Raw genomic sequence first — 21358 nt, 5'->3', positions numbered from 1 at the left:
TGAAAATGATTAGCTCACTATCTCTTTTTGATCTGTAGGGGCACTTATCTTTAAGAAGAACACTTTCCAGCTGCGCAGTACAATAATACTATTCAAAAGACTAATGTGATGTTCAACAATCGGGTAACGCTAATTGAATAAATAAGTCTAAAACCTTCTATTAGAAGCAAACTAGTATTAATTGCTCTAATAGGAGGTTTTATTATGATATTAAGCGAACTATGGCGTCAATATGAAACGGATAAGCGAATCCAAGGGTTTAGTCCAAATACATTGAAAGCCTATGCCCTGCAGCTCAAGATGCTGGTTACGGAACTCGGGGATTTAGATATCTCTGAAATAACTTTGATTCTGCTTAAGGAATACCTAGCTAAGCAGTCCGATAGATTGAAGCCAAGCAGTCTAGGACACCGCATTCGTTTTGTTCGTTCCCTCTTTCGTTTTGCATATGAAGAAACATATCTACCTACCAACCCTTCACTCAAACTACGTGAGCCCAAGATGGAAAAGCGAATTCCTAAGTTTTTGATGGAGGAAGATGTGATCCATTTGAAGATATCCTGTCAGACATCAAGGGAAAAGGCGCTACTCGAGTTTCTCTATAGCACAGGTTGTCGTATTGGAGAGGTCGAGAAGATAAACGTTGAGGATCTAAACTGGGAGAACTGCTCTGCTATAGTAAATGGGAAGGGATCAAAACAGAGAGAAGTTTACTTTACCACTGAGTGTAAAGTATGGCTGAAGAAGTATTTGGAAAATCGTGAGGATTCGTGTAAAGCCTTATTTRTAACGGATACTAATCCTGTTAAACGCATGGYAATTCCAACGCTCAGGTGGACAATAAAGCGGCTTGCAGCTCGCGGAGCGATCGAGGCAAACGTCTATCCTCATCGTTTTCGTCATACTTATGCATGCCAGCTGCTGGATAACGGGGCACCGTTAGATTTTATTCAAGGCATGCTGGGACATGAAAAATCATCGACCACACAAATTTATGCTCAGCTCCGCGGAGAGCGTAGAAGAGAACTTTATCGCCGATTTTTTTAGTGTGCTAGCAGCATATGATTCAACTAAAGGGCAGGATAGTTTAATTCACTTCGCGAATACCTCAAATAACGGGATGTTAACAAAGTTTGCAAATAAGACGCTAACTGAAAGAATGCAATTATTTTTATGGATTATGGAGGTAGAGTCATGGAGTTTATAAATAGGAAAGTTGTTTCTGTCGGGTTAAGTTTATTAGGACTAATATTAGTTATCTTTTCGTTTATTAAAGTTGCGAATATTTTTTTTTCATACTTTTTCGAGGAAGAGTCAAAATTCATGATTTTAGATCAATATATTGGTCCATTCGCTTATATGCTAATAGGTGTTTATTTATTATTTTCTCGAAAGAAACTATTAACTATTTTTATTAAACAGAATGAAAATGTATTCTGGAATATCACATATTTGATTATTGTGTTCATTGGTTTTATTTTTTTGATAATTGGAATTTGTGATTTGATTAGTACAGGATTCATCTTCCTATTAGGAGATCTTGGAGACGATATAATAGATAATTACATTGATAACTATCTATATATTAACATTGAAATAAGAACCCCGCTAATCTACATAACCACTGGAGTAGTATTAATAATGACAACTCCATTATTAGCACAATATATAACGCGTAAAGCGAATATATAGGTACACACGCATCGGTTGAATCGTTCTTTGGTATGACTGAGGGTTTCGAGGGAGCGGATTCGGACGGACACACCTGCGAAACTTAGTTCGTCGGAAGGTAGCAATCATTAAGCTAACGGGCAGGGATAGCTTAATCACTTCTAGAATATATATAGAAAAATACAAGCATCGTTTATAAGTCGAACGAAGATTGGGGGAAGTTTCTTGGATGAAATTGCAAAAATCGCAAAAGAATTATTAAAGAATATTGAAGAAAATAAACGGAATCTTTTAAGCACAAATGCTGAGAAGAAGATAATCAATTTTTATGAAATAAATAAGCCATATGGTTGTTTCTCAAATTTTTCGAAACACTCAATTACGTTACAAAACAAAGAATGGCCAACAACGGAACACTATTTTCAAGCTCAAAAGTTTGTAGGTACCGTTCATGAAGATGAAATACGTTTTGCAAGTACTCCAATGGATGCCGCCCGATTAGGCCGAGATAAAAATAAACCACTCCGTAAAGATTGGGAAGAGTGCAAAGTTAACATTATGCGGGAAGCTATCGTCGCTAAAATAGAACAACATCCAAATGTTAAGTCCGTTCTCTTATCAACTGGTGATTGTGCCATTGTTGAACATACAACTAATGATTCATATTGGGGAGATGGCGGTGACGGGCAAGGGAAAAACATGTTAGGCAATTTGTTGATGAACATCAGAAATAATATGGAGAACTATGAGCCAGAGTTCTTTCTTCCTCAATGGATTGCGTTTCCAGACATTCATCCATTTAGCATTAGATGGAGAATGGGTAATGGTGAAACATATTTAACTTATTTGTGGGAGTGGAGAAGGAAACAATCTCCTGAAGCTTTAAAAGAATATGATGATTACTTTACGCCACCTGAGATTTGGGCTGAATCTAAAAAAATGCAAGAAGCAATGAGAAATAAATCGAACGAAGAATAATATATCATTGAAACTTGATGGTTACGCTAACGGGTAACGATAGTTGAATGATATACATTGAAAAGCAGGTACTACGGTATCCTGCTTTTTTCATTGAACTAACGGGCAGTAATTCACAGTAACGGAAGGGGTTATTCGGAAGGTTTTACCAGTGGAATTAATTAATGCTTAAATATAAACTCAACAAAGATGAAGCGATGATTACGGGGGAAGTTATGTTAAATAAGATGAAAATCACTAAATATAAAACACATGTTCTTATTACAATCATAATAATACTTGGTATATCAACTGCAATATCAACAAATAAATACTACTCAATAAGGAATGAAGTACCAAGGATGATCAATTTTGAGCTAGAGATGATTCATGAACAAGTGAAAAGAATGAGATACGATTTATCAGCGATCACAAAAGATAACAAAATTACTATGACAGAAAGATTTACCCTAGCTCGCATCGAGCAACAAAATCGTGAGTTACTTGATATATTTGGCTCAGTATCATTACTTAATCACAAAGAGTATAATGACCGCTATTTCTTGCTGATTGATTCTTATAAACAAACGGATCAAGCTCTAAAGAAGTCACCTCAATATGTAACAATCGATGATGTAATCAGATTTAACATGGCTTTAAATGAATTTTCAAATAGGATATTCGATGTGGAAATTATGGGAGAGTAAGGTAAGTTCAACTGCCGTTCATAGATACTTTTCCAATTCTTAAATGAAAACCGGATGTTTGATATGGGGGATTTACTTAACTTAGGTCATATATATTCTAGGACTAACAATCCACTAAGCTAACGGGACACGATAGTTCAATAAAACAGCGGCAGCCTAGGACTTTATTATCTCGTCTGATATGCTCCCCATACGGTAGACAGGTGAAATAATAAAAAGCCTGCTACTGTGAGGGGAGCTTTTTCATGTCTAGAGGAAAATATAATGCTTTGGAGAAACTCGCCATTCTCGAGGAAGTATCGAATGGGGAAATTGGTTTTCTGGCAGCTGCGAAGAAATATGAGATTAACAAGACGACTTTAATGAAATGGCAGCGTCGGTACAAAACATATGGGTATGAAGGGTTGGAGCGCCGTACGCATCTTCAAAGCTACAGTGCGGAGCTTAAGCTCCGAGCGGTGAAAGATTACCTTGAGGGGGAATTGTCTCAGTACCAGATCATCGATAAATACAAGATTGCTAGTACGAGACAGCTTTTCAACTGGATTAACAAGTATAATGGTCATAGCAGCTTAAAAGCCTATAAAGGGGAAGCAAAAGCTATGACAAAGGGTCGCTCTACGACATATCAAGAACGGATCGATATTGTTCAATATTGCCTGGCACACCAACATGATTACCAGCAGACGGCAGGACACTTTCAGGTCTCCTACCAACAAGTGTATCAATGGGTAAAGAAATTCGAAGCTGACGGTCAGGAGGCGTTAAAGGATGGCCGAGGACGAAAGAAAGCGCAAGAAGAATTAACGGAGGCCGATCAACAGAAACTCGAAATGAAGAAGATGGAGTACGAGATGGAGCGGCTTCGAGCGGAGAATGCATTTCTAAAAAAGTTACGGGAATTCCAAAGGAGGCGAAGTTAAGCCAATATCGCCAAGAGAACGTCTATCTTGCCATTCAAGCGCTTCGAGAAGAAGCGTTGTTCAGTGTTCAGCTTCTGTGTGAAATTGCAGGTATTCCACGCTCAAGCTACTACAAGTGGCTAAATCGCAAACCCAGTTCCCGTGAACAGGAGAACGCAGACTTGACGCATGTCATGATGACCATTTATGAGAAAGTAGAGCGTATCTTTGGATATCGTCAATTAACGCTGCACATGCGCAGCCAAACGAAAAAAACGATTAATCATAAGCGCGTATACCGCCTGATGAAGGTACAGGGAATCCAATCCGTTATCCGGAGGAAGAGAAAGAGATATGCTAACGCCACTCCTCAGCAGGTGGCGGAGAATTTGCTAAACCGCGAATTCCWTGCCGATGCACCGAATGAAAAGTGGCTTACCGATGTAACGGAATTCAAGTGCGGTCCTGGCCAAAAAGCGTATTTAAGCGCTATATTGGACCTTCATGATAAATCCATCGTCTCCTATGTATTAGGGCGTTCCAATAACAATCCACTTGTATTCCAGACGTTGAAACTGGCCGTGCAAGCAGCTCCAGTAAGCAGCCCGATGCTTCATAGCGATCGAGGCTACCAATACACCTCCTTGGGCTTTAAGAAGCTCTTAGATGACAACAAAATGATTCAAAGTATGTCCCGAGTTGGGCGGTGCATCGATAACGGTCCGATGGAATCTTTCTGGGGGACCTTGAAATGTGAAAAGTATTATTTGCACACGTACCATACTTTTGAGGAGCTTAAGAGGGACATTGAGGCCTACATTCACTTTTACAATAACGAACGGTTACAAGCAAAACTAAACGGCCTGAGTCCGATGGAATTTAGGACCAAGGCCGCTTAATTGATTTTTATTATTTGTATTGTCTACTTGACGGGGTGCAGTTCAGTCCCTGGCTACCGCTGTTTCTATTATTGTGTTCAGTCTACTACTTTATTTTATTTCTACAGATCAAATCATTCTACGGCTGACTTAATAATTCGAAAGAAAGTATTATATTGATCCCATCTCTGATTTACATGAGGATTTCGCAGCGGGGTTGAAGGCACATGTTACGTAACAATGACTCATTGTCCTGACTGACGATGTCGATCTGCAGGACAGCTTGCGAAATTGTGCATTCGCTGCGATTTCTGGAAGCGATCGTATTCCATAAGGAAAAGCGGGATGAGTAGATTTTTGAAGTACAGAACCTCCTCTCTAGATTAAAAATATTAACTGTGGGGAGGTTTTTGTGCTGTCGATCACAGATTTCATTTAAGTAAAGAAAAAGATCAAACAGATATAACTGATTCATCCAACATCCAATAGTCAACGGTCATATTAGCTAAACAATTATATCAAAATCGGACGAAATTAGATCAGTTGGATAACTTTTTACGTGTCGATTCTCTAAACATAGGTTCTGTTTTGACATGCGTAATTTGATATGGCTTTGTTGGGTTTTTTATTCGGGATAGCAGCATGTCTGCGGCAATATTCCCCATTTCACTGTTTGAGATATGGACTGTTGTCAAGTGGGGCTCCACGATTCTTGATTCAGGAGCATCATCGAAACCACAGACAGCAATATCATTCGGGACTTGTATGTTTATTTTTTTTAGAGCTTTCATTACGCTTACCGCGATAAAATCATTTGCACAAACAAAAGCTGTAGGCAGCTCCTTCATTTTGTCCAGTTGTCTATCCATAAAGTTGGGTTCTGAAAAATAATTACGATCTTCCTCGATTACGCAATAAGACATATTTATCTCAATCTTTGACATAGCCAATGCCCTGTTGAATCCATCCCATCTTTCATTAAAGCTCTTACAATGGTTGTAATCGCCCACGAAGCCCAATTTAGTATGGCCATCGTCTATGAGCTTCTTCGTAACTGTGTATGTCCCGTATTCATTTTCCATAAGAATGAGATCTGCTTTCATGTCGCTATAAAAAACGTCTGCCGCAGCATCTATAAATATGGTTGGGATCCCTAAATTGCAGATCATCTCACTATATTGCTTATCAAACATCTCAATACATATGATTCCATCAACCTTTGTTGATTCGAAATTGTTCGGTAGATTTAAAGTGTTGATATCCGCATCTCGGACAATGTGAATGGACAAGTTATAGCCTTCAGAGCTGATCTTAATTTCTAGGCCGCTTATTAGCATGGATCCAAAGTGTGAGAAGTTGGGCAAATTACATGTTATTAGAGCAATATTTCCCGGATTTTTTGGCATCATACTTTCTGTGTCTACAAAAGCAAACTGCTTATACTTTAATTCTATCGCTTTTTTGATCACTTTATTTCGAGTTTCATCAGGAATGCTTTCAACGCCGTTTAAGGCTTTGGAGGCAGTATTTCTTGATATTCCTAACGAATCGGCAATGTCTTGTATTGTAATTTTATTTTTGGTCATTTCTACAGTTCCACCTTTACGGATAGATAACGATAATTGCTATTGTGCAATTTAAATGTATATGAATACGAATAAAATATCAATTTAATTTTACAAATGAACAAATGCATTAGGGTATTTGCCTTTGGGAATTGTGTTTACAAATGTAAAGTTAAAAACATGTTTAATTGAAATTTACATTTAGGAGAGTATAAAGTCCTTTTTGCTCAAGAAAATGAATAGCTCATCGTTTTTGACCAATTTATCGTGAATAATGAATGATTCTACACATTTTTCTTACATATCGACAAAATTATTATTACAAATGACTAATTAAATTTTGTTAAATGTATTGACTAATAGTGCATCTATTTGTTAAATTGTATTTGCAGATACGAATGTAAGCCCTTTCTAAAGGTGCGAATGTTTACTATTCGTTTCTTTCAATATTTAGAATGGGGGGTTAAAGGAGTGCAGAAGGTATTGTCAAACCCGAATGGTGAAAAAATCAGATTAATGAATCAAGGCGGTATTAAAGGTAAGGCGCAGTATATAAAGAACAATTATTTTCTTTATCTGCTGATTGCGCCTGCTGTCATTCTTACACTTATCTTTAAATACGTACCGATGTACGGCGTAGTTATCGCATTTAAAGATTACAGCTACAGTAAGGGGATTTTAGGCAGTGAATGGGTGGGGTTCGAATATTTTATGAAATTTTTGAATGCTCCCAACTTCGAACCAATCTTTTGGAACACGCTTAAATTAAGTGCCTATGGGCTTATCCTTTCGTTTCCGATTCCGATCATATTGGCACTCATGCTGAATCAATTACGCAAGGTGGGCATTAAGAAAAATATCCAGTTAATCTTATATGCCCCGAATTTTATTTCCGTTGTCGTTATTGTAGGGATGCTGTTTGTCCTATTGTCTCCAACCGGACCGGTGAATAAAATCATTACCTTAACAACCGGTCATCCGATAGTGTTTATGTCTGATCCAGAGTACTTCCGCAGCATATATATTTTATCGGGAATTTGGCAAGCGGCAGGTTGGTCTTCGATTATCTTTGTAGCAGCATTGGCAGGCGTTGATCCTGAGCTCCATAACGCAGCGAACATTGATGGGGCAAATCTGCTGCAACGGATATGGCATATTGATTTGCCTACATTAAAACCGGTTATGGCCATTTTGTTTATTTTGTCTGCCGGCGGGATTATGGCGATTGGATTTGAGAAAGCATATCTGATGCAAACAGCGTTGAATTTGCCGACGTCTGAAATCATTGCAACCTATGTTTATAAAGTAGGCTTAAAAGCCGGCGACTACTCTTACTCAGCCGCAATCGGTTTGTTTAATTCCGTTATTAATATTATTTTGCTTGTCTTAGTCAACTTCGTTGTGAAGAAATTAAATGAAGGCGACGGGCTCTACTAATGAAAGGAGTCGCTATATGAATATTAAGCCTACGAGTATGGATCGTGTTGTTCTGGTGATCACCTATATTCTGTTAACGCTTGCTGTATTGCTGGTGTTAGGTCCATTGCTTTACGTAGTTGTGGCGTCTTTCATGGAACCTACGGCACTGCTGAATAAAGGGATTTCTTTTAATCTCGCTGATTACAGCGTCGAAGGTTATAAGCTCATTCTGGGCAATGAGGCCATGCTGCGCGGATTTATCAATGCGATTTATTATTCAGCTACATTTACAGTTGTTACGGTGCTCATTTCAGTTTTTGCGGGATATCCCTTATCGATTGATGATTTTGTTGGAAAAAAATGGTTTATGACCTTGTTTATCATCACGATGTTTTTTGGCGGTGGCCTGATTCCAACCTTCTTAGTTGTTAAGCAATTAGGGATGCTGAATACGGTTTGGGCGCTTATTCTTCCAACGGCTATAAATGTTTGGAATATTATTCTGGCAAGAACCTTCTTTAAAGGAATACCGAAAGAGTTGAAAGAGGCGGCTAAAGTAGATGGCGCATCTGAGTTGCTCATTTTCTTAAGAATAGTAATGCCTCTTTCCAAACCTATTGTTTTTGTATTAGCGTTATACGCATTCGTTGGCCAGTGGAATTCCTATTTCGATGCAATGATCTATCTGGAAGATCAGAAGCTATACCCATTGCAGCTCGTTTTAAGATCTATCCTCATTCAGAATCAAGTGGATCCAGGGATGATAACCGATCGTTTGGCAATGGCTGAATTGAAAAGGTTGTCGGAGATCATTAAATACGCATCTATCGTTATTTCAAGCCTTCCGTTACTCGTTATGTATCCGTTTTTCCAAAAGTATTTTGAAAAGGGTGTCATGGTCGGTTCATTAAAATAATGAATCGGCTGACATATATAGAGCAAAAACATGAGGAGGGTTTAGTTTGAAAAGTTTAAAGAAAACAGCAGCAGTCATTTCTCTAACGACAATTATGGCAGTAACCGGGTGCAGCGGCAATTCGAATAACAAAGATGAAAATTCTGCATCGAGCGACAGCGGTTCTAAGCCTACGCTCAATTTCATGACACAAAGCGTAGTTTTAGCTCCGACGGATCCGAATGAAAAGCTAATATTTAAGCGTATGGAAGAGAAGACGGGTATTCATATTAATTGGAAAAATTACACAAACGACGTATTTGCAGAAAAAAGAAATCTGGCTCTCGCTACAGGGGAACTTCCGGATGCTATCTTTGATGCAGGACTAAGCGACTTTGATTTATTAAAGCTGGCAAAGGACGGCACGATTATCCCGCTTGATGATATTATTGAAAACCAAATGCCAAATTTTAAAAAGGTGCTAGAGCAAGCGCCGCAATATAAAGCTATGATTACTGCGCCTGATGGTCACATTTATTCGCTGCCGTGGATCGAGGAGCTGGGCGCTGACAAGGAAAGCATTCATACCGTAAACAACATTCCTTGGATTAATGTGGAATGGCTTAAGAAGCTAGATCTGAACATGCCGACGACTACTGAAGAGTTGAAGCAAGTACTGATTGCTTTTAAAACACAAGATCCGAACGGCAACGGGAAGGCCGATGAAATTCCATTGTCCTTTATTAATTCAAATGGCGGCGGCGAGGATATCGGATTCTTATTCGGATCGTTTGGACCAGGGCTGAACTGGGATATGACGCTTGTTAGCGATGATGGCAAAGTGAATTTTGCAGCGAATAATGATGGATTCAAAGAAAGCGTCAAGTATTTTAATGAACTGTACAAAGAAGGCTTAATTGATGTCGAGTATATGACTCAGGACTGGAATACTTATATCGCTAAAGGTAAGGAAGATCTTTACGGGTTGTATTTCACATGGGATAAAGCGAATATAACTGGCATGAACGATAAATATGAGCCAATGCCTGCGCTTGTTGGGCCGACTGGCTTGAAAAACGTAGCAAGAACAAACGGAATGGGCTTCGATCGAGGCAGAATGATCGTTACAAAAGAGAACAAAGACCTTGAAACAACTGCCAAATGGATGGATCAATTGTACGATCCGCTTCAATCGGTACAGAATAACTGGGGCACTTACGGAGATGAAAAACAGCAAAATATTTTTGAATTGGACGAGGCTACTCAAATGCTGAAGCATTTGCCTTTGGAAGGAACTGCTCCTGGGGAATTAAGAGGAAAAACAAGTGTCAGTGGTCCATTAGCTATTTTAGATTCTTACTACGGCAGTGTGACGACCAAACCAGATGATGCTGCTTGGAGACTAGATATCCTCAAAAATGTGTACGTGTCTGACGTAAAAGCGAAAAATATTTACCCTAGAGTATTCTTCTCTTTGGAAGACGCAGAAAGGCTGTCTGCCATTGAAGCTGATCTGTTCCCATATGTACTCAGAAAACGTACGGAATGGACGGAGAACGGGAAAGCAGACCAAGAATGGGATGAGTATTTGAAGGAATTGGATCGCCTAGGCTTGCAGGAATATCTGACTATCAAACAATCAGGTTATGACAGAAATACAGGTAAATAAATAATAGATTAATTGGATAGAAGTACGCTCTAGCCATTAGAGCATACTTCATCTTTATAGGATTAAAGGAGTGGAATACATGTCAACGATTATTTACAGAGAAAAATATCGTCCGCAGTATCATTTTACGCCACCTACGAAGTGGATGAACGATCCGAACGGTATGGTATATTTTGAAGAAGAATACCATTTGTTTTATCAGCATCATCCGGATGGAACGACATGGGGCCCTATGCATTGGGGACACGCGATCAGTACGGATTTGATTCATTGGGAGCATCGTCCAATTGCGCTAAAACCGGATGAGAATGGCGCTATTTTCTCCGGAAGCGCAGTAGTAGACTGGGAGGATACAAGCGGCTTTTTCTCCGGCAAATCGGGTCTGGTTGCGATATTTACGCATGCCGATCAATATCCGGATTCAAATCGACCAAGACAACGGCAAAGTCTTGCCTACAGCACGGACAAGGGAAGAACCTGGTCGCTCTATGAAGGCAATCCTGTACTTTGCGATGAACAAATCATAGATTTCCGTGATCCGAAGGTATTTTGGCATGCTGATTCACAGCGCTGGATCTTGGTGCTCGCAGCTGGAGATCGCGTTCACATTTATACGTCTCGTAATTTGAAGGAATGGAAATTTGCGAGTGAATTTGGAGCTGATGAAGGCTCGCATGACGGCGTATGGGAATGTCCAGATTTAATAGAGCTGCCGGTTGAAGGTCAAGAAAATGCCAGTAAATGGGTAATGATCGTCAGCATTGGAGATAATCCTGCATTTCAGGAAGGTTCAAGAACGCAATATTTTGTCGGTCATTTTGACGGTCAAGCTTTTACGAATGATTCTTCGCCTGAGACGGTATTATGGCTCGATCATGGCAGAGATAACTATGCCGGCGTTACCTGGTCGGATGTGGATAGGACAGACAATAGGAAGCTGTTTATCGGATGGATGAGCAATTGGAAATATGCGAACATAACGCCCACAGATACTTGGAGAAGCGCTATGACTTTGCCGAGATTGCTCTCTCTGCGTTCCGTGCGGGACCGTATTCGATTGGTGCAAAAGCCAGTAACTGATGTTCAGAAGCTTCGTCAGCAGTCACAACATTGGGAAGAAGTATCTGTAAGCCCAGGCCAAAACCTCCTCTCGGACATGCAAGGTGATATCTATGAAATAGAGTGCGAACTAGAAGTCGGCAATGCCTCGGAAATCGGTTTTAAGCTTCGTAAATCAGAGCAAGAGGAAACCGTTGTGGCTTACAACGCCGTAGCTCAATCACTGTATATCGACCGCTGTAATTCTGGGGAGAAAGCATTTCATGAAGCCTTTGGCTGCAAGCATGAAGTAACGCTGCAGACGGAGAAAGGAAGATTAAAACTGCATTTGTTTGTCGATCAGTCGTCCGTCGAAGTGTTTGCAGATGATGGTGAAATCGCGATTACCGATCAAATATTTCCAGATCCATCGAGCACAGGTTTGGAGCTTTATGTTCGCGGCGGCAGCGCAAAAGTGATCTCACTTTCTCTGCATGTCATGAAAACTATTTATCCGGTTGCAACCGTGTAAACAAAAGGTTAGACGAATGCGAGGTATAATCAATTGACATTAATAGGAGCTATTGAAGGCGGAGGAACTAAGTTCGTTTGTGGAATTGGAACACCTGAAGGCGAAATCATTGAAAGTGTTTCTTTTCCAACAACAACACCTGAAGAAACACTCGGAAAAGCGATGAACTATTTTGATAACAAAGGAATACAAGCTATTGGAATAGGTACATTTGGGCCGATTGATATAAATTTCAAAAGCCCGACCTTTGGCGCAGTGGGAAAAACCCCTAAGCAGTATTGGAGCGGTTTTCCGGTTACAGAGTATATAAAGCGACATTTCGATATTCCAATTGGTTTTGATACGGATGTGAATGCGGCCGCGCTGGGAGAGGCTACATGGGGAGCGGCAAAAGGCTTAAATAACTGCTTGTACATGACGATCGGGACGGGGATCGGCGCAGGGGCAATCGTTGAAGGAAAGCTCGTTCATGGCTTGAGTCATCCAGAGATGGGCCATATCCTTATTCGGCGGCATCCAGAGGACAGCTATGCAGGAAATTGTCCTTTTCACCAAGATTGTTTGGAAGGGCTTGCTGCCGGACCGGCAATCGAAGCTCGTTGGAGCAAGAAAGCATACGAATTGAATGAATTGCATCCTGCCTGGAAAATGGAAATCTACTATATCGCCCAAGCACTTATGAACTATATTCTTGTTTTATCTCCAGAAAAAATAATTTTGGGAGGCGGCGTAATGAATCAATTGCATTTGTTTCCCATGCTTCGCGATCAGGTCGCTTCGCTGTTAAATGGTTATTTGCAGCATCCCGCACTTTCAGGAACAGGGGAAAGCTTTATCGTTCAACCTGCTTTAGGAGAAAAGGCGGGACTCACCGGTGCACTTGCTCTGGCTATGAGTGCTCTAGGCCGAAACGAATAAATTCGAATAAGGTGTCGAGATCGATTCGACACCTTTTCGAGCTGTACAGGCAAAACGTCTGTAAGACATGGCAAATCTATTATTTATGTGACTTATTTTATGTCCGATCGAAATAGGGGTGAATCCTGTTGAACAAGAAAGTTGAAGGAATTATTCGCGGAGTACCAGAGTTAAACTATGAATTCTTAAGTTTTGAAAGTCTTAATGGTGGGCTGTGCAACCAAACCTACAAGGTACAAACGAAACAGAGTAAATACGTTCTTCGCATCAATAGCAGGCAAAATGAGTATTTGAACCTGACACGTAGCTCAGAAGTTGAAGTTATGAAGAAGGCAAACCGCGAAGGATTTGCTCCTAAAGTAATTTCGAGTAATTATCCGGAACAATTTGTAGTTACGGAATTTATAGAAGGGCGAATGCTTGAGAAGGATGATCTCAAAGACGGTCGAATTAAAGAAATGATTATGGATCGCCTTAAACGAATACATCGCATGGAAGGTCAAGAAAGAACATCTACTCCTTACAATTTAATTTATGGATATTTGAAAGGCGCAGATCAGTTTCAAGTTAAGCATCCTGAAGGATTGAGCCGAATTTTGAATCGAGTAGAGAATATCACTCATATGCGAAGCAATGACAAAGAATATAACAACAAATTCTGTCATAATGATTCCTTTTTATGCAATATGATCTATACTGGCCAACAGTTGCAAATTATTGATTGGGAGTTGTCGGGAGTCGGAGATGTGTTTTTCGATTTGACGCTCATTCCGTTTACAAACCAGTTCAGTGAAACAGATGAGCGTGAGTGGTTAAAGTTATACTTTGGGTATTACGAGGAGGAAACATTTCGCATTTTTCAGGATATGAAATTCGTGTCGATGGTTCGAGAGGTTGCGTGGGGAATGTTTTATAGTGGACTTACTAAGGCGGAAAGTCACCATGACTTTGATTACTATAAGTTTTCCGAATATTGCATCCAGCGAATAGAAGAAGGGATTTATCAATTATAATGGTATAGATGCTCTTACTTACGAGTAAGGTGAAGATTAAATAAGACGTGCCCCTACACCCCTTCGCTCTCACGGTCCAGAAAGTCTACTGGGCCGTAAGAGCTGCGAGATACCCGTCAAGCCTAAATGATCTAAATGATGGTAGCTGGGTATATGTTCAAGCTTCCCGATAACGGATGATAACAAAAACCAAAAAATCGAAGGCAGCTTTTTCATTTCAGCACGGGAAAGGTATCTGACTTATTATATTATCTTCGAAAAATGGAGCTATATAGTGTATAACATCATGGCTATTTTTGCCACAGCATGGGAGTATTGAGTTGTAAACTGACTCAAAGTTCAAATCAAGCTTATTAGTTAATAATAATGGAATGCTTCAGACATCGGACTTAATTGAACAGATTTACTTTGAAAATAAAGCAATATTTAACGTGAGCAAAGCAACCATAAGTTTCTAAATTACGAATGTCCGAATCGAACACTTTAAAGTAAGAAGAAAATTAATCATCTGAAATACCTATGAATGTTGCTGCAATGAATGCTTTTGAAAACCCAACCGAAGAAAATATCAAACTAATAATTAATCGTTTTGTATCGAAGTTAAGCTTGTTAGCCACTTTATTTTCTGAGAGGATTCTTTCGTGATCATGATTGAGAATAACCACTGCAGAAAAGAAAAAGTGGGATACGATATATGTTCTTGTCCTTTAATTCGGACAAAAAAGACTTTCGGAAGTCAAGAGCATTGTCCCATTAAAGGCGCGCAAATAGCGGTTTTTTTTATTTAGGGATCAAGTTCTTGTCATTGGTTGATGACAAGAACTTGATCCCATTCCCGAATAGTGACAAGAACATAGTTCCATTCCCGACGGGGAATGATGCCCAATGTCGTCCATTCTAAAAAACAAACGTGCTGCCGTAATATTCATGAGTAAATCGTGTTAGAGAAAATAAAGTATTTGACTTAAGCTATCGGGGAACGTTAGTTGAAAAGGATATTGCGGCAGCCGACCAACCAATCGGCTGCCGTTTTCATTAGGCTAAAGGGAGGATTGTTGAATCACGAAGCCTTCCATATATTCCCGCCAATCAATATTTGCACCACTTTCAACTGATCGTACTCGTTATTTTATCAAAATAAACCACTCTATCGGATTGTTTGAGCAAGTCAAGAAAGAGCGATTTATCGTTTGAATCCTGTATGCCGCCGCGTCTGACGGTCGAATCCGCCGGCTTTCGCGTGCCCGCCGATCGTATCGCGATTGGGCATGAGCATCTCCTTTGCAGATCCGTTTTTACTAACACCGTCTTATGTTGCTCCGAATATTCTATAGCTATGAATAGTTGTAAAAGGGGGCAACGGTTATCAAATATTACGATCCCAAGTATGGATTCAGCATGCGTATCCCTGATTGGTGGAAACCATATTTGGTTATCAAAAGATCGGGCCGATCTGGCGATGAGGCATACGGCGTGCAATTTCTGTTCAAGTATCGCGGCAAAGTGTATACAGACATTTTCACCGTAAGTATGTACCGTATGACCCGAAAGCAATGGCGCGACAAAGGCTATGAAGACTCGCCCTCCATCGTCCTCTACGCGGGGAACGGGCGCCTATTCGCCTATTACACTCCGGAGGAGCCTCCCGATGAGTTTTTCGACAACAAATCAAAGGACGGCTTCAACAAAAAATACTCCAAGCAGCTAAACCTTCTTAGGCGCATGATCAATGACGATGTCCCCAAGATCGCGAAGACGTTTAAGCCCGCTAATTACAAGCCCCGTAAAATAGTTAAAGCCCGCTGAGCGTCAGCGGGCTTTGTTGCTTAGTTATTAAATACGTATCTACGAGCACGCAGATGGATAGCTCAATAAATACAAAGAAACGGCAGCCTGCATATTGGCTGCCATTTTCTCAACTAACGGGCAGGATTGTTTAATACTACATAAATAAAAAAGGAGCCCTAGAAGGACCCCTGTAAGCCTCAAAATTTATTCAAATTAATGGGGTGGCAACATCCATCCTTTGTGGTAGTTGAACGAAGAAAGAATCCATTTGTCTCCAGACTTCTTCATCTTTACAGTAATCGTTGAAGCATAATAGTTGTCTTTTCCATCGTTCCATTCTGCATAGTAAGTAACTTTGAATTTATCAAATCCTTCCCAATAAATCATATCCTGTCTGACTCCAGAATCTTTAGTTTCAATGAGAAACTGTTGTCTTTCTTTTTTCATAGAGATCGAATCACTTACCAATTTCAAAGCTTCGTCTTTAGTCAGTGGTTTAAGATCAACGATGATATGTTGTGAGTCTGCAACCAAACCATTTGGATTCCACCCGATCGTATCCGTCTCAAAGAATGTTTCATTAAACTCTCGGAACTGGATGTAAACTCGATTGTTGAAGAGTTTAACGAATTGACCAAGTTTCGCTTGAAGAATCTTTCCGTCTTTCTTAACGGTTGCTGTTTGAGATTTTTGATTCCAAGTTGTTTCTGCACCAATTCCATCACCAGCGGCTCTCAAAGGCATAAATACTCGACCATCGACCATCTTACCATCGAGACGCACTGGCTCATTTGCATGAGCAGCGATCGGGCTTAGAAGTAAAGCAGTTGATACCAGACCAAATATAAGTTTATTTCTTAACATATAGATTCCTCCAAAGATTCCAATGATGTTGATTAATTACGCATATACATTCTTTATATATTAACACATGTACGAACATAGCATGATTGGGATATTATGTTACCATATGTTACAGATCGCCCATAACTTGTTAAGCTAACGGGTAACGATAGTTGAATAACACAGGAATGAGCAGGCGCTGCGATGGGCTGCTTATTTTATTAAGCTATTCTAGCTAATAGCTTGTCAATATTTAAAACTTAATGGATAAAGCCCATGATGTTATACTAAAAAAAGAGCATGCCAAATAACCATCCATTGGTGGATGGGGAAGCTTTCCTAAGCAGGATAGTGTTTCCTGCTCAGGTCAGACGAAATGCTTCTTTATTTGTAAGAATCGCGAAAATCCAGTGAATGAGCTTATTTACACAGGCAATAACAGCCACTTTAAACGGCTTGCCCTCGGCACGCTTTTTATCGTAAAAGTCTCGGAGTTTTTGGTTGCGTGAGCTACGCAGACCGCATCGTACGGCCAGATATAAGGTTGTTCGAAGTCTTCTGGAACCGCGTTTGGTAATCCTATTTCGGGTAGCAGTAAATTTGCCGGAAGAGAAGACACTTGGGTCGACACCGGCAAATGCAACAAGCTTCTTTGCATGATCAAATCGATCGATTTCTCCGACTTCTGCCAGTATTGTTGCAGCAATTCTGGTGCCAATGCCGGGTATCGATTGGATCAACTCATACTCATGTAATTCCGCAGCCAGAGCATCTATGGACTGGTCGAGGTTTGTTAGGTGCTCTTGGTACTGTAGAAGCAGATTAATGAGCAGTTCCAGCGAGATAAGATGGCTTGAAAAAGCAGTTTCCTTGAAAGGGTTTCGCTCCGCGGCAGCTGTTAGTTTCAGCGCGCGTTCAAGCACCCAAGCGGAATTCGACCGCCCAGAAAGAGACTGGATCGTCGCTGTGATGCCATTCAGAGACTTAGTCAACACTGCGGAAGAGGTAGGGTGAAGAGCCAGAAAACGAAGGGATACCTTCGAGTACAGGTCTCCAAACACGCCACGGTATTCCGGAAAGACTTGATCAAGGACAGCCTGAAACTGCAGCTTCGCTTTCACATACATATCGGTTAGAGAATCATGCTGCCTTGTCAGATAGCGTAGATTCATCATAAATTGTCCTCGTTTTTTGTACGGTTCTAATTCTTCCTTGTAGAACAATTCCCCTAGTTGATAGGCGTCCGCGATATCCGTTTTCACTTTACGTAAGCTAGTTTTTTTGGCCTGGTGTGAAATTAACGGATTGATGACAATATACAAGTATTGATGTTCATCTAGAAACTGAATGACGGAGCTATGGTAGTGTCCAGTTGCTTCTAACACTACTGCTGGACGCAGTCCAGTAATGCATTCGAGGTCCTGCAGAAAATTCAAGAAAGACGCCAGTCCCTCAAGATTATGCTCAAACTGAAAGATCTTTCCGTGTGGTTTCCCTCGGTCAGTGAATGCTTGTGCATGACTTTCTCCTTTGGAAACATCCAGTCCGATGACAGGATTCATGTAACCACTCCTTGTTATATATTCGCCGGAAGCCCCTAACCTTCTTGTCGTCCACATTATCGCATGTGATTCGGGGTCATGCCCCAACTAGCCTAATCATGGTTTAACAAGTAGGGGGATGAACGGAATAGCTCTCGAGATCCTAGTCTCACGGGCAGATACGTTCGATCCTCGGCTACCGCTATCTTACGACCACACAAAAATGAGGTCTACCAGAAAGATCTGGTGACCTCATAATACGAACGGGCAGATTAGTGTGGTATAACGGTTGATCACTAACTTCTTGGATCCCATAGCAGTTTAAGCACTCTTATGATGCAGATGGGGCTTTACTGAATGACTCCTTGTTCCCTGTCCCCAAGTCGCATGTATGGTTGACTAAAATGTATCAGATTTATTTTTGTTAGTGTGGCCAGGTTTCGGGTTCCAGGGCTATTCAGCATATGCCAAGCGGTATACTGTTCAGCATAAGGATTGAGTGCTGACATTCCATCAACGGGAATAATGACATTGTATCCCCGGAATGCGGAACTAGTGGCTGTATGAAGGACTGCGCCATTAGCGGCATAACCGGTAATCAAAACGGTTTTAATGCCATGTTCTTGCAATATTTTTTCTAAATCAGTTTTGTAGAACTTATCAACGTTTGATCTCAGGACAGGGTCACCTGGCAAGGGGGCTATCTGCGGTGCAATATCTGAAAGGCTTCCCGTACTTGTAAGGCTATAGACGACAAGCATGCCCCATTCACGACTTCTCGCCAATAGTTGATTAATTTTAGAGATGGAGGCAATACAACGAGGATTATTGCATATAGAGGTCTCCATATCCAAAACTAGGAGTGCACTTGTTTTGGGGTCCACTGAAACGGATTGCAGTTGAGGGGGAGGAGGAGCAGGAACAGCGTTCCATTCATCTATGAAAGTTGAATCCTTTCTTCCAGCGTAATAGTTCACATGAAGCCAGTGACTACATGGCGTGCAGTATTCACGCCAAACACCGTACTGGGGACAAAAATAGATCATCCTAATTCACCTCTGGGCCGCTTATTTGGTAATAGATTATGTACGCAGATAGGAAAAGGTGAGGCGGGTCCGTTTTAAGCATAGACATGCCCATTCCAATAATCATTGAATGTAGACGTGTACAGATGAAAGAGGTCTTCCTTAAATCTCACCAATAGCTGTTGGTGGGCAAGAACATATATCGGATGCGGATTTTAGACAAGACATTATTGCCGATAGCTCGGTCTGCATCTATAAAATCATTAATTGGTTTGGAATAGATTAAGAAAAAATCCACTATTAAACATAGTGGGACATCTGTCGTTCATACGCTTTCTTAAGGTATTAACCGTGAGGAGGTCTCCACTCATATGCCCGTAAAAGTAAAACTTCAAAAATTCGTCGATAAACTGCCGATTCCCAAAACCATTTTCCCGATAAAACGAGACAAGAAAGGTTCGTATTATGAAGTGACCATGAGGGAATTTACCCAAAAACAACATCGTGATCTTGGGCCTACCCGTTTATGGGGTTACAACGGAATGTACCCGGGTCCTACTTTCGACGTGATGAAGGATGAAATGACATATGTCAAATGGGTGAATGATCTGCCCAAAAAGCATTTTCTCCCCATCGATACAACCATTCATGGTGCAGAAAAAACACTTCCACAGGTTCGGACAGTGGTTCATTTACACGGCGGAAAACAGCATGACCATAGCGATGGGTACCCTGATGCTTGGTTTACGAGAAATTTCGAACAAACTGGACCTAAGTTTCAAAGAAAAGTATGCGAGTATCCCAACCTTGAAGCCACTACATTATTTTATCATGACCACACCATGGGTATTACGAGATTGAACAATTATGCGGGACTTGGAGGTTTTTTTATCATTCGTGATGAGCATGAACAATCCCTGAATCTGCCGGTGGGAAAATATGAAATCCCTCTTATGATTCAGGATCGCTCGTTTAACCCGGACGGTTCGCTCTTTTACCCTGCTACTCCCGATAAAAACAATCATCGTCTTCCTTATCCTTCAATTGTCACACCTTTTGACGCAGATTACATTTTGGTAAACGGCAAAGTATCCCCCTATCTTGAAGTAGAACCGCGAAAATACCGATTTCGGATGTTAAATTACTGTAATAGTCGAGCTATTACATTCAAACTGGACTCTGGACAGCCATTTTATCAAATTGGAACAGATCGCGGCTTACTGGAGAAACCAGTGAAAATGAATGAGATCCTCCTTCTAACGACCGAACGTGCGGATGTGATCGTTGATTTTTCTCGATCCTTTGGCAAGACGATTATTCTTAAAAATGTCTTCAAGGGTGCCTCCCCCGAAACAACCGATGTCATGCAGTTTAAAGTAACCACTCCGTTAAAAGGCAAAGATGCCAGCTCCCTTCCTGATCAATTAACGAAAATTGATTTCCTTTCTAGAGAGATGTCAACAAGAACAAGAGATCTCACACTCGATAGGGTGGAGGATGAATATGGTAGATCGCTGAATTTACTTGACGGTAAAAGGTGGAATGATCCTATATCCGAGAAAATGGACTTAGGGACTATTGAGATATGGCGATTAATCAATCTGTCAAGGGATGACCACCCCATTCATCTACATGTTGTTGACATGCAAATTCTTGAGCGCCAGCCTTTTAACGTTGCTCATTTCCATGCCACTAGAGAACTTAAGTTTACAGGGCCAGCAGTTCCTCCTGAACCTAACGAAAGAGGATTTAAAGATACGATTCGTGCTCCCACTGGTTACGTTACCTCTTTTATCGCGAGATTCGATCCTTTCGCTGGACTTTTTGTATGGCATTGTCACATGCTCGAACATGAAGATTACGAGATGATGCGACCATTTGAAATCCTGAAGAAAAAAAATAGACTTAAAAATATACTAATGAGAATGATTAACGGGAAACGATAGCACCATGACACAGGAGGAGGACAACAATTATGGGCTTTCACGGAGGCTTGG

At 40.7% G+C, this 21358-nt stretch carries 19 protein-coding genes; 14 read left to right on the top strand and 5 right to left on the bottom strand.

Annotated elements, in window-relative coordinates:
• Positions 1-204: 204 nt before the first annotated feature.
• The 6 genes from AC787_RS11615 (at position 205) to AC787_RS11590 (ending at position 5136) form a co-directional block, all read left to right on the top strand.
• Positions 205-1047 (top strand): tyrosine-type recombinase/integrase, encoded by an 843-nt coding sequence (locus AC787_RS11615; protein ID WP_054024932.1) that lies wholly within the window; start codon positions 205-207, stop codon positions 1045-1047.
• 147 nt (positions 1048-1194) lie between these two features.
• The gene (locus AC787_RS11610) at positions 1195-1692 is read left to right on the top strand and encodes a hypothetical protein (protein ID WP_054024931.1); all 498 of its coding nucleotides are present in this window, start codon (positions 1195-1197) and stop codon (positions 1690-1692) included.
• A gap of 204 nt (positions 1693-1896) precedes the next feature.
• Positions 1897-2649, top strand: coding sequence for an NADAR family protein (locus AC787_RS35205; protein WP_063847510.1), 753 nt, complete (start codon positions 1897-1899; stop codon positions 2647-2649).
• Between the two features lie 164 nt (positions 2650-2813).
• Positions 2814-3335 carry a hypothetical protein gene (locus AC787_RS11600; RefSeq protein WP_054024930.1) on the top strand — a complete coding sequence of 174 codons (522 nt, stop codon included), beginning with the start codon at positions 2814-2816 and terminating at the stop codon, positions 3333-3335.
• A gap of 245 nt (positions 3336-3580) precedes the next feature.
• The gene (locus AC787_RS11595; RefSeq protein WP_054024929.1) at positions 3581-4258 is read left to right on the top strand and encodes a helix-turn-helix domain-containing protein; all 678 of its coding nucleotides are present in this window, start codon (positions 3581-3583) and stop codon (positions 4256-4258) included.
• Positions 4216-5136 (top strand): IS3 family transposase, encoded by a 921-nt coding sequence (locus AC787_RS11590; RefSeq protein WP_321166146.1) that lies wholly within the window; start codon positions 4216-4218, stop codon positions 5134-5136. Before AC787_RS11595 ends, AC787_RS11590 begins: the two co-directional genes overlap by 43 nt.
• A 518-nt stretch (positions 5137-5654) precedes the next feature.
• Here AC787_RS11590 and AC787_RS11585 read toward each other — a convergent pair.
• Positions 5655-6701, bottom strand: a complete 1047-nt coding sequence (locus AC787_RS11585; protein ID WP_054024928.1) for a LacI family DNA-binding transcriptional regulator — start codon at positions 6699-6701, stop codon at positions 5655-5657.
• Positions 6702-7196: 495 nt separating this feature from the next.
• Here AC787_RS11585 and AC787_RS11580 point away from each other — a divergent pair, with 495 nt between their 5' ends.
• The 6 genes from AC787_RS11580 to AC787_RS11555 all read left to right on the top strand — a co-directional run bounded on the left by AC787_RS11580 (position 7197) and on the right by AC787_RS11555 (position 14164).
• A complete protein-coding gene (locus AC787_RS11580) occupies positions 7197-8117 on the top strand; it encodes an ABC transporter permease (protein WP_054027029.1) in 921 nt (306 codons plus the stop codon).
• Positions 8118-8133: 16 nt separating this feature from the next.
• Entirely contained in the window at positions 8134-9015 is an 882-nt protein-coding gene (locus tag AC787_RS11575) for a carbohydrate ABC transporter permease (RefSeq protein ID WP_054024927.1), read from the top strand.
• A gap of 94 nt (positions 9016-9109) precedes the next feature.
• Positions 9110-10663, top strand: coding sequence for an ABC transporter substrate-binding protein (locus tag AC787_RS11570; RefSeq protein ID WP_414730980.1), 1554 nt, complete (start codon positions 9110-9112; stop codon positions 10661-10663).
• A gap of 79 nt (positions 10664-10742) precedes the next feature.
• Positions 10743-12233, top strand: coding sequence for a glycoside hydrolase family 32 protein (locus AC787_RS11565; protein ID WP_054024925.1), 1491 nt, complete (start codon positions 10743-10745; stop codon positions 12231-12233).
• Positions 12234-12266: 33 nt separating this feature from the next.
• A complete protein-coding gene (locus tag AC787_RS11560; RefSeq protein ID WP_054024924.1) occupies positions 12267-13151 on the top strand; it encodes an ROK family protein in 885 nt (294 codons plus the stop codon).
• Between the two features lie 128 nt (positions 13152-13279).
• Positions 13280-14164 (top strand): choline/ethanolamine kinase family protein, encoded by an 885-nt coding sequence (locus AC787_RS11555; RefSeq protein ID WP_054024923.1) that lies wholly within the window; start codon positions 13280-13282, stop codon positions 14162-14164.
• Positions 14165-15271: 1107 nt separating this feature from the next.
• Here AC787_RS11555 and AC787_RS33760 read toward each other — a convergent pair.
• The gene (locus AC787_RS33760; RefSeq protein WP_152970618.1) at positions 15272-15469 is read right to left on the bottom strand and encodes a hypothetical protein; all 198 of its coding nucleotides are present in this window, start codon (positions 15467-15469) and stop codon (positions 15272-15274) included.
• A 123-nt stretch (positions 15470-15592) separates the two neighbouring features.
• Here AC787_RS33760 and AC787_RS11550 point away from each other — a divergent pair, with 123 nt between their 5' ends.
• On the top strand, positions 15593-15970 hold the full coding sequence (locus AC787_RS11550; RefSeq protein WP_054024922.1) for a hypothetical protein: 378 nt from the start codon (positions 15593-15595) through the stop codon (positions 15968-15970).
• Positions 15971-16165: 195 nt separating this feature from the next.
• Here the strand turns inward: AC787_RS11550 and AC787_RS11545 are convergent, their stop codons facing one another.
• The 3 genes from AC787_RS11545 to AC787_RS11535 all read right to left on the bottom strand — a co-directional run bounded on the left by AC787_RS11545 (position 16166) and on the right by AC787_RS11535 (position 19382).
• Positions 16166-16816 carry a copper amine oxidase N-terminal domain-containing protein gene (locus AC787_RS11545; RefSeq protein ID WP_054024921.1) on the bottom strand — a complete coding sequence of 217 codons (651 nt, stop codon included), beginning with the start codon at positions 16814-16816 and terminating at the stop codon, positions 16166-16168.
• Positions 16817-17157: 341 nt separating this feature from the next.
• Positions 17158-18357 (bottom strand): IS110 family transposase, encoded by a 1200-nt coding sequence (locus tag AC787_RS11540; RefSeq protein ID WP_054024920.1) that lies wholly within the window; start codon positions 18355-18357, stop codon positions 17158-17160.
• Positions 18358-18686: 329 nt separating this feature from the next.
• On the bottom strand, positions 18687-19382 hold the full coding sequence (locus tag AC787_RS11535) for a cysteine hydrolase (protein ID WP_054024919.1): 696 nt from the start codon (positions 19380-19382) through the stop codon (positions 18687-18689).
• A gap of 350 nt (positions 19383-19732) precedes the next feature.
• Between AC787_RS11535 and AC787_RS11530 the strand changes: the two genes are divergently transcribed.
• Positions 19733-21307 carry a multicopper oxidase family protein gene (locus AC787_RS11530; RefSeq protein ID WP_054024918.1) on the top strand — a complete coding sequence of 525 codons (1575 nt, stop codon included), beginning with the start codon at positions 19733-19735 and terminating at the stop codon, positions 21305-21307.
• The last annotated feature ends 51 nt before the right edge of the window (positions 21308-21358 follow it).

Origin of the sequence: Bacillus sp. FJAT-28004 (assembly GCF_001280845.1) — a bacterium.
Lineage (GTDB): Bacteria > Bacillota > Bacilli > Paenibacillales > Paenibacillaceae > Pristimantibacillus.
The sequence above is the reverse complement of the archived record's forward strand: the minus strand, read 5'-3'. Positions and strand labels throughout refer to the sequence as shown.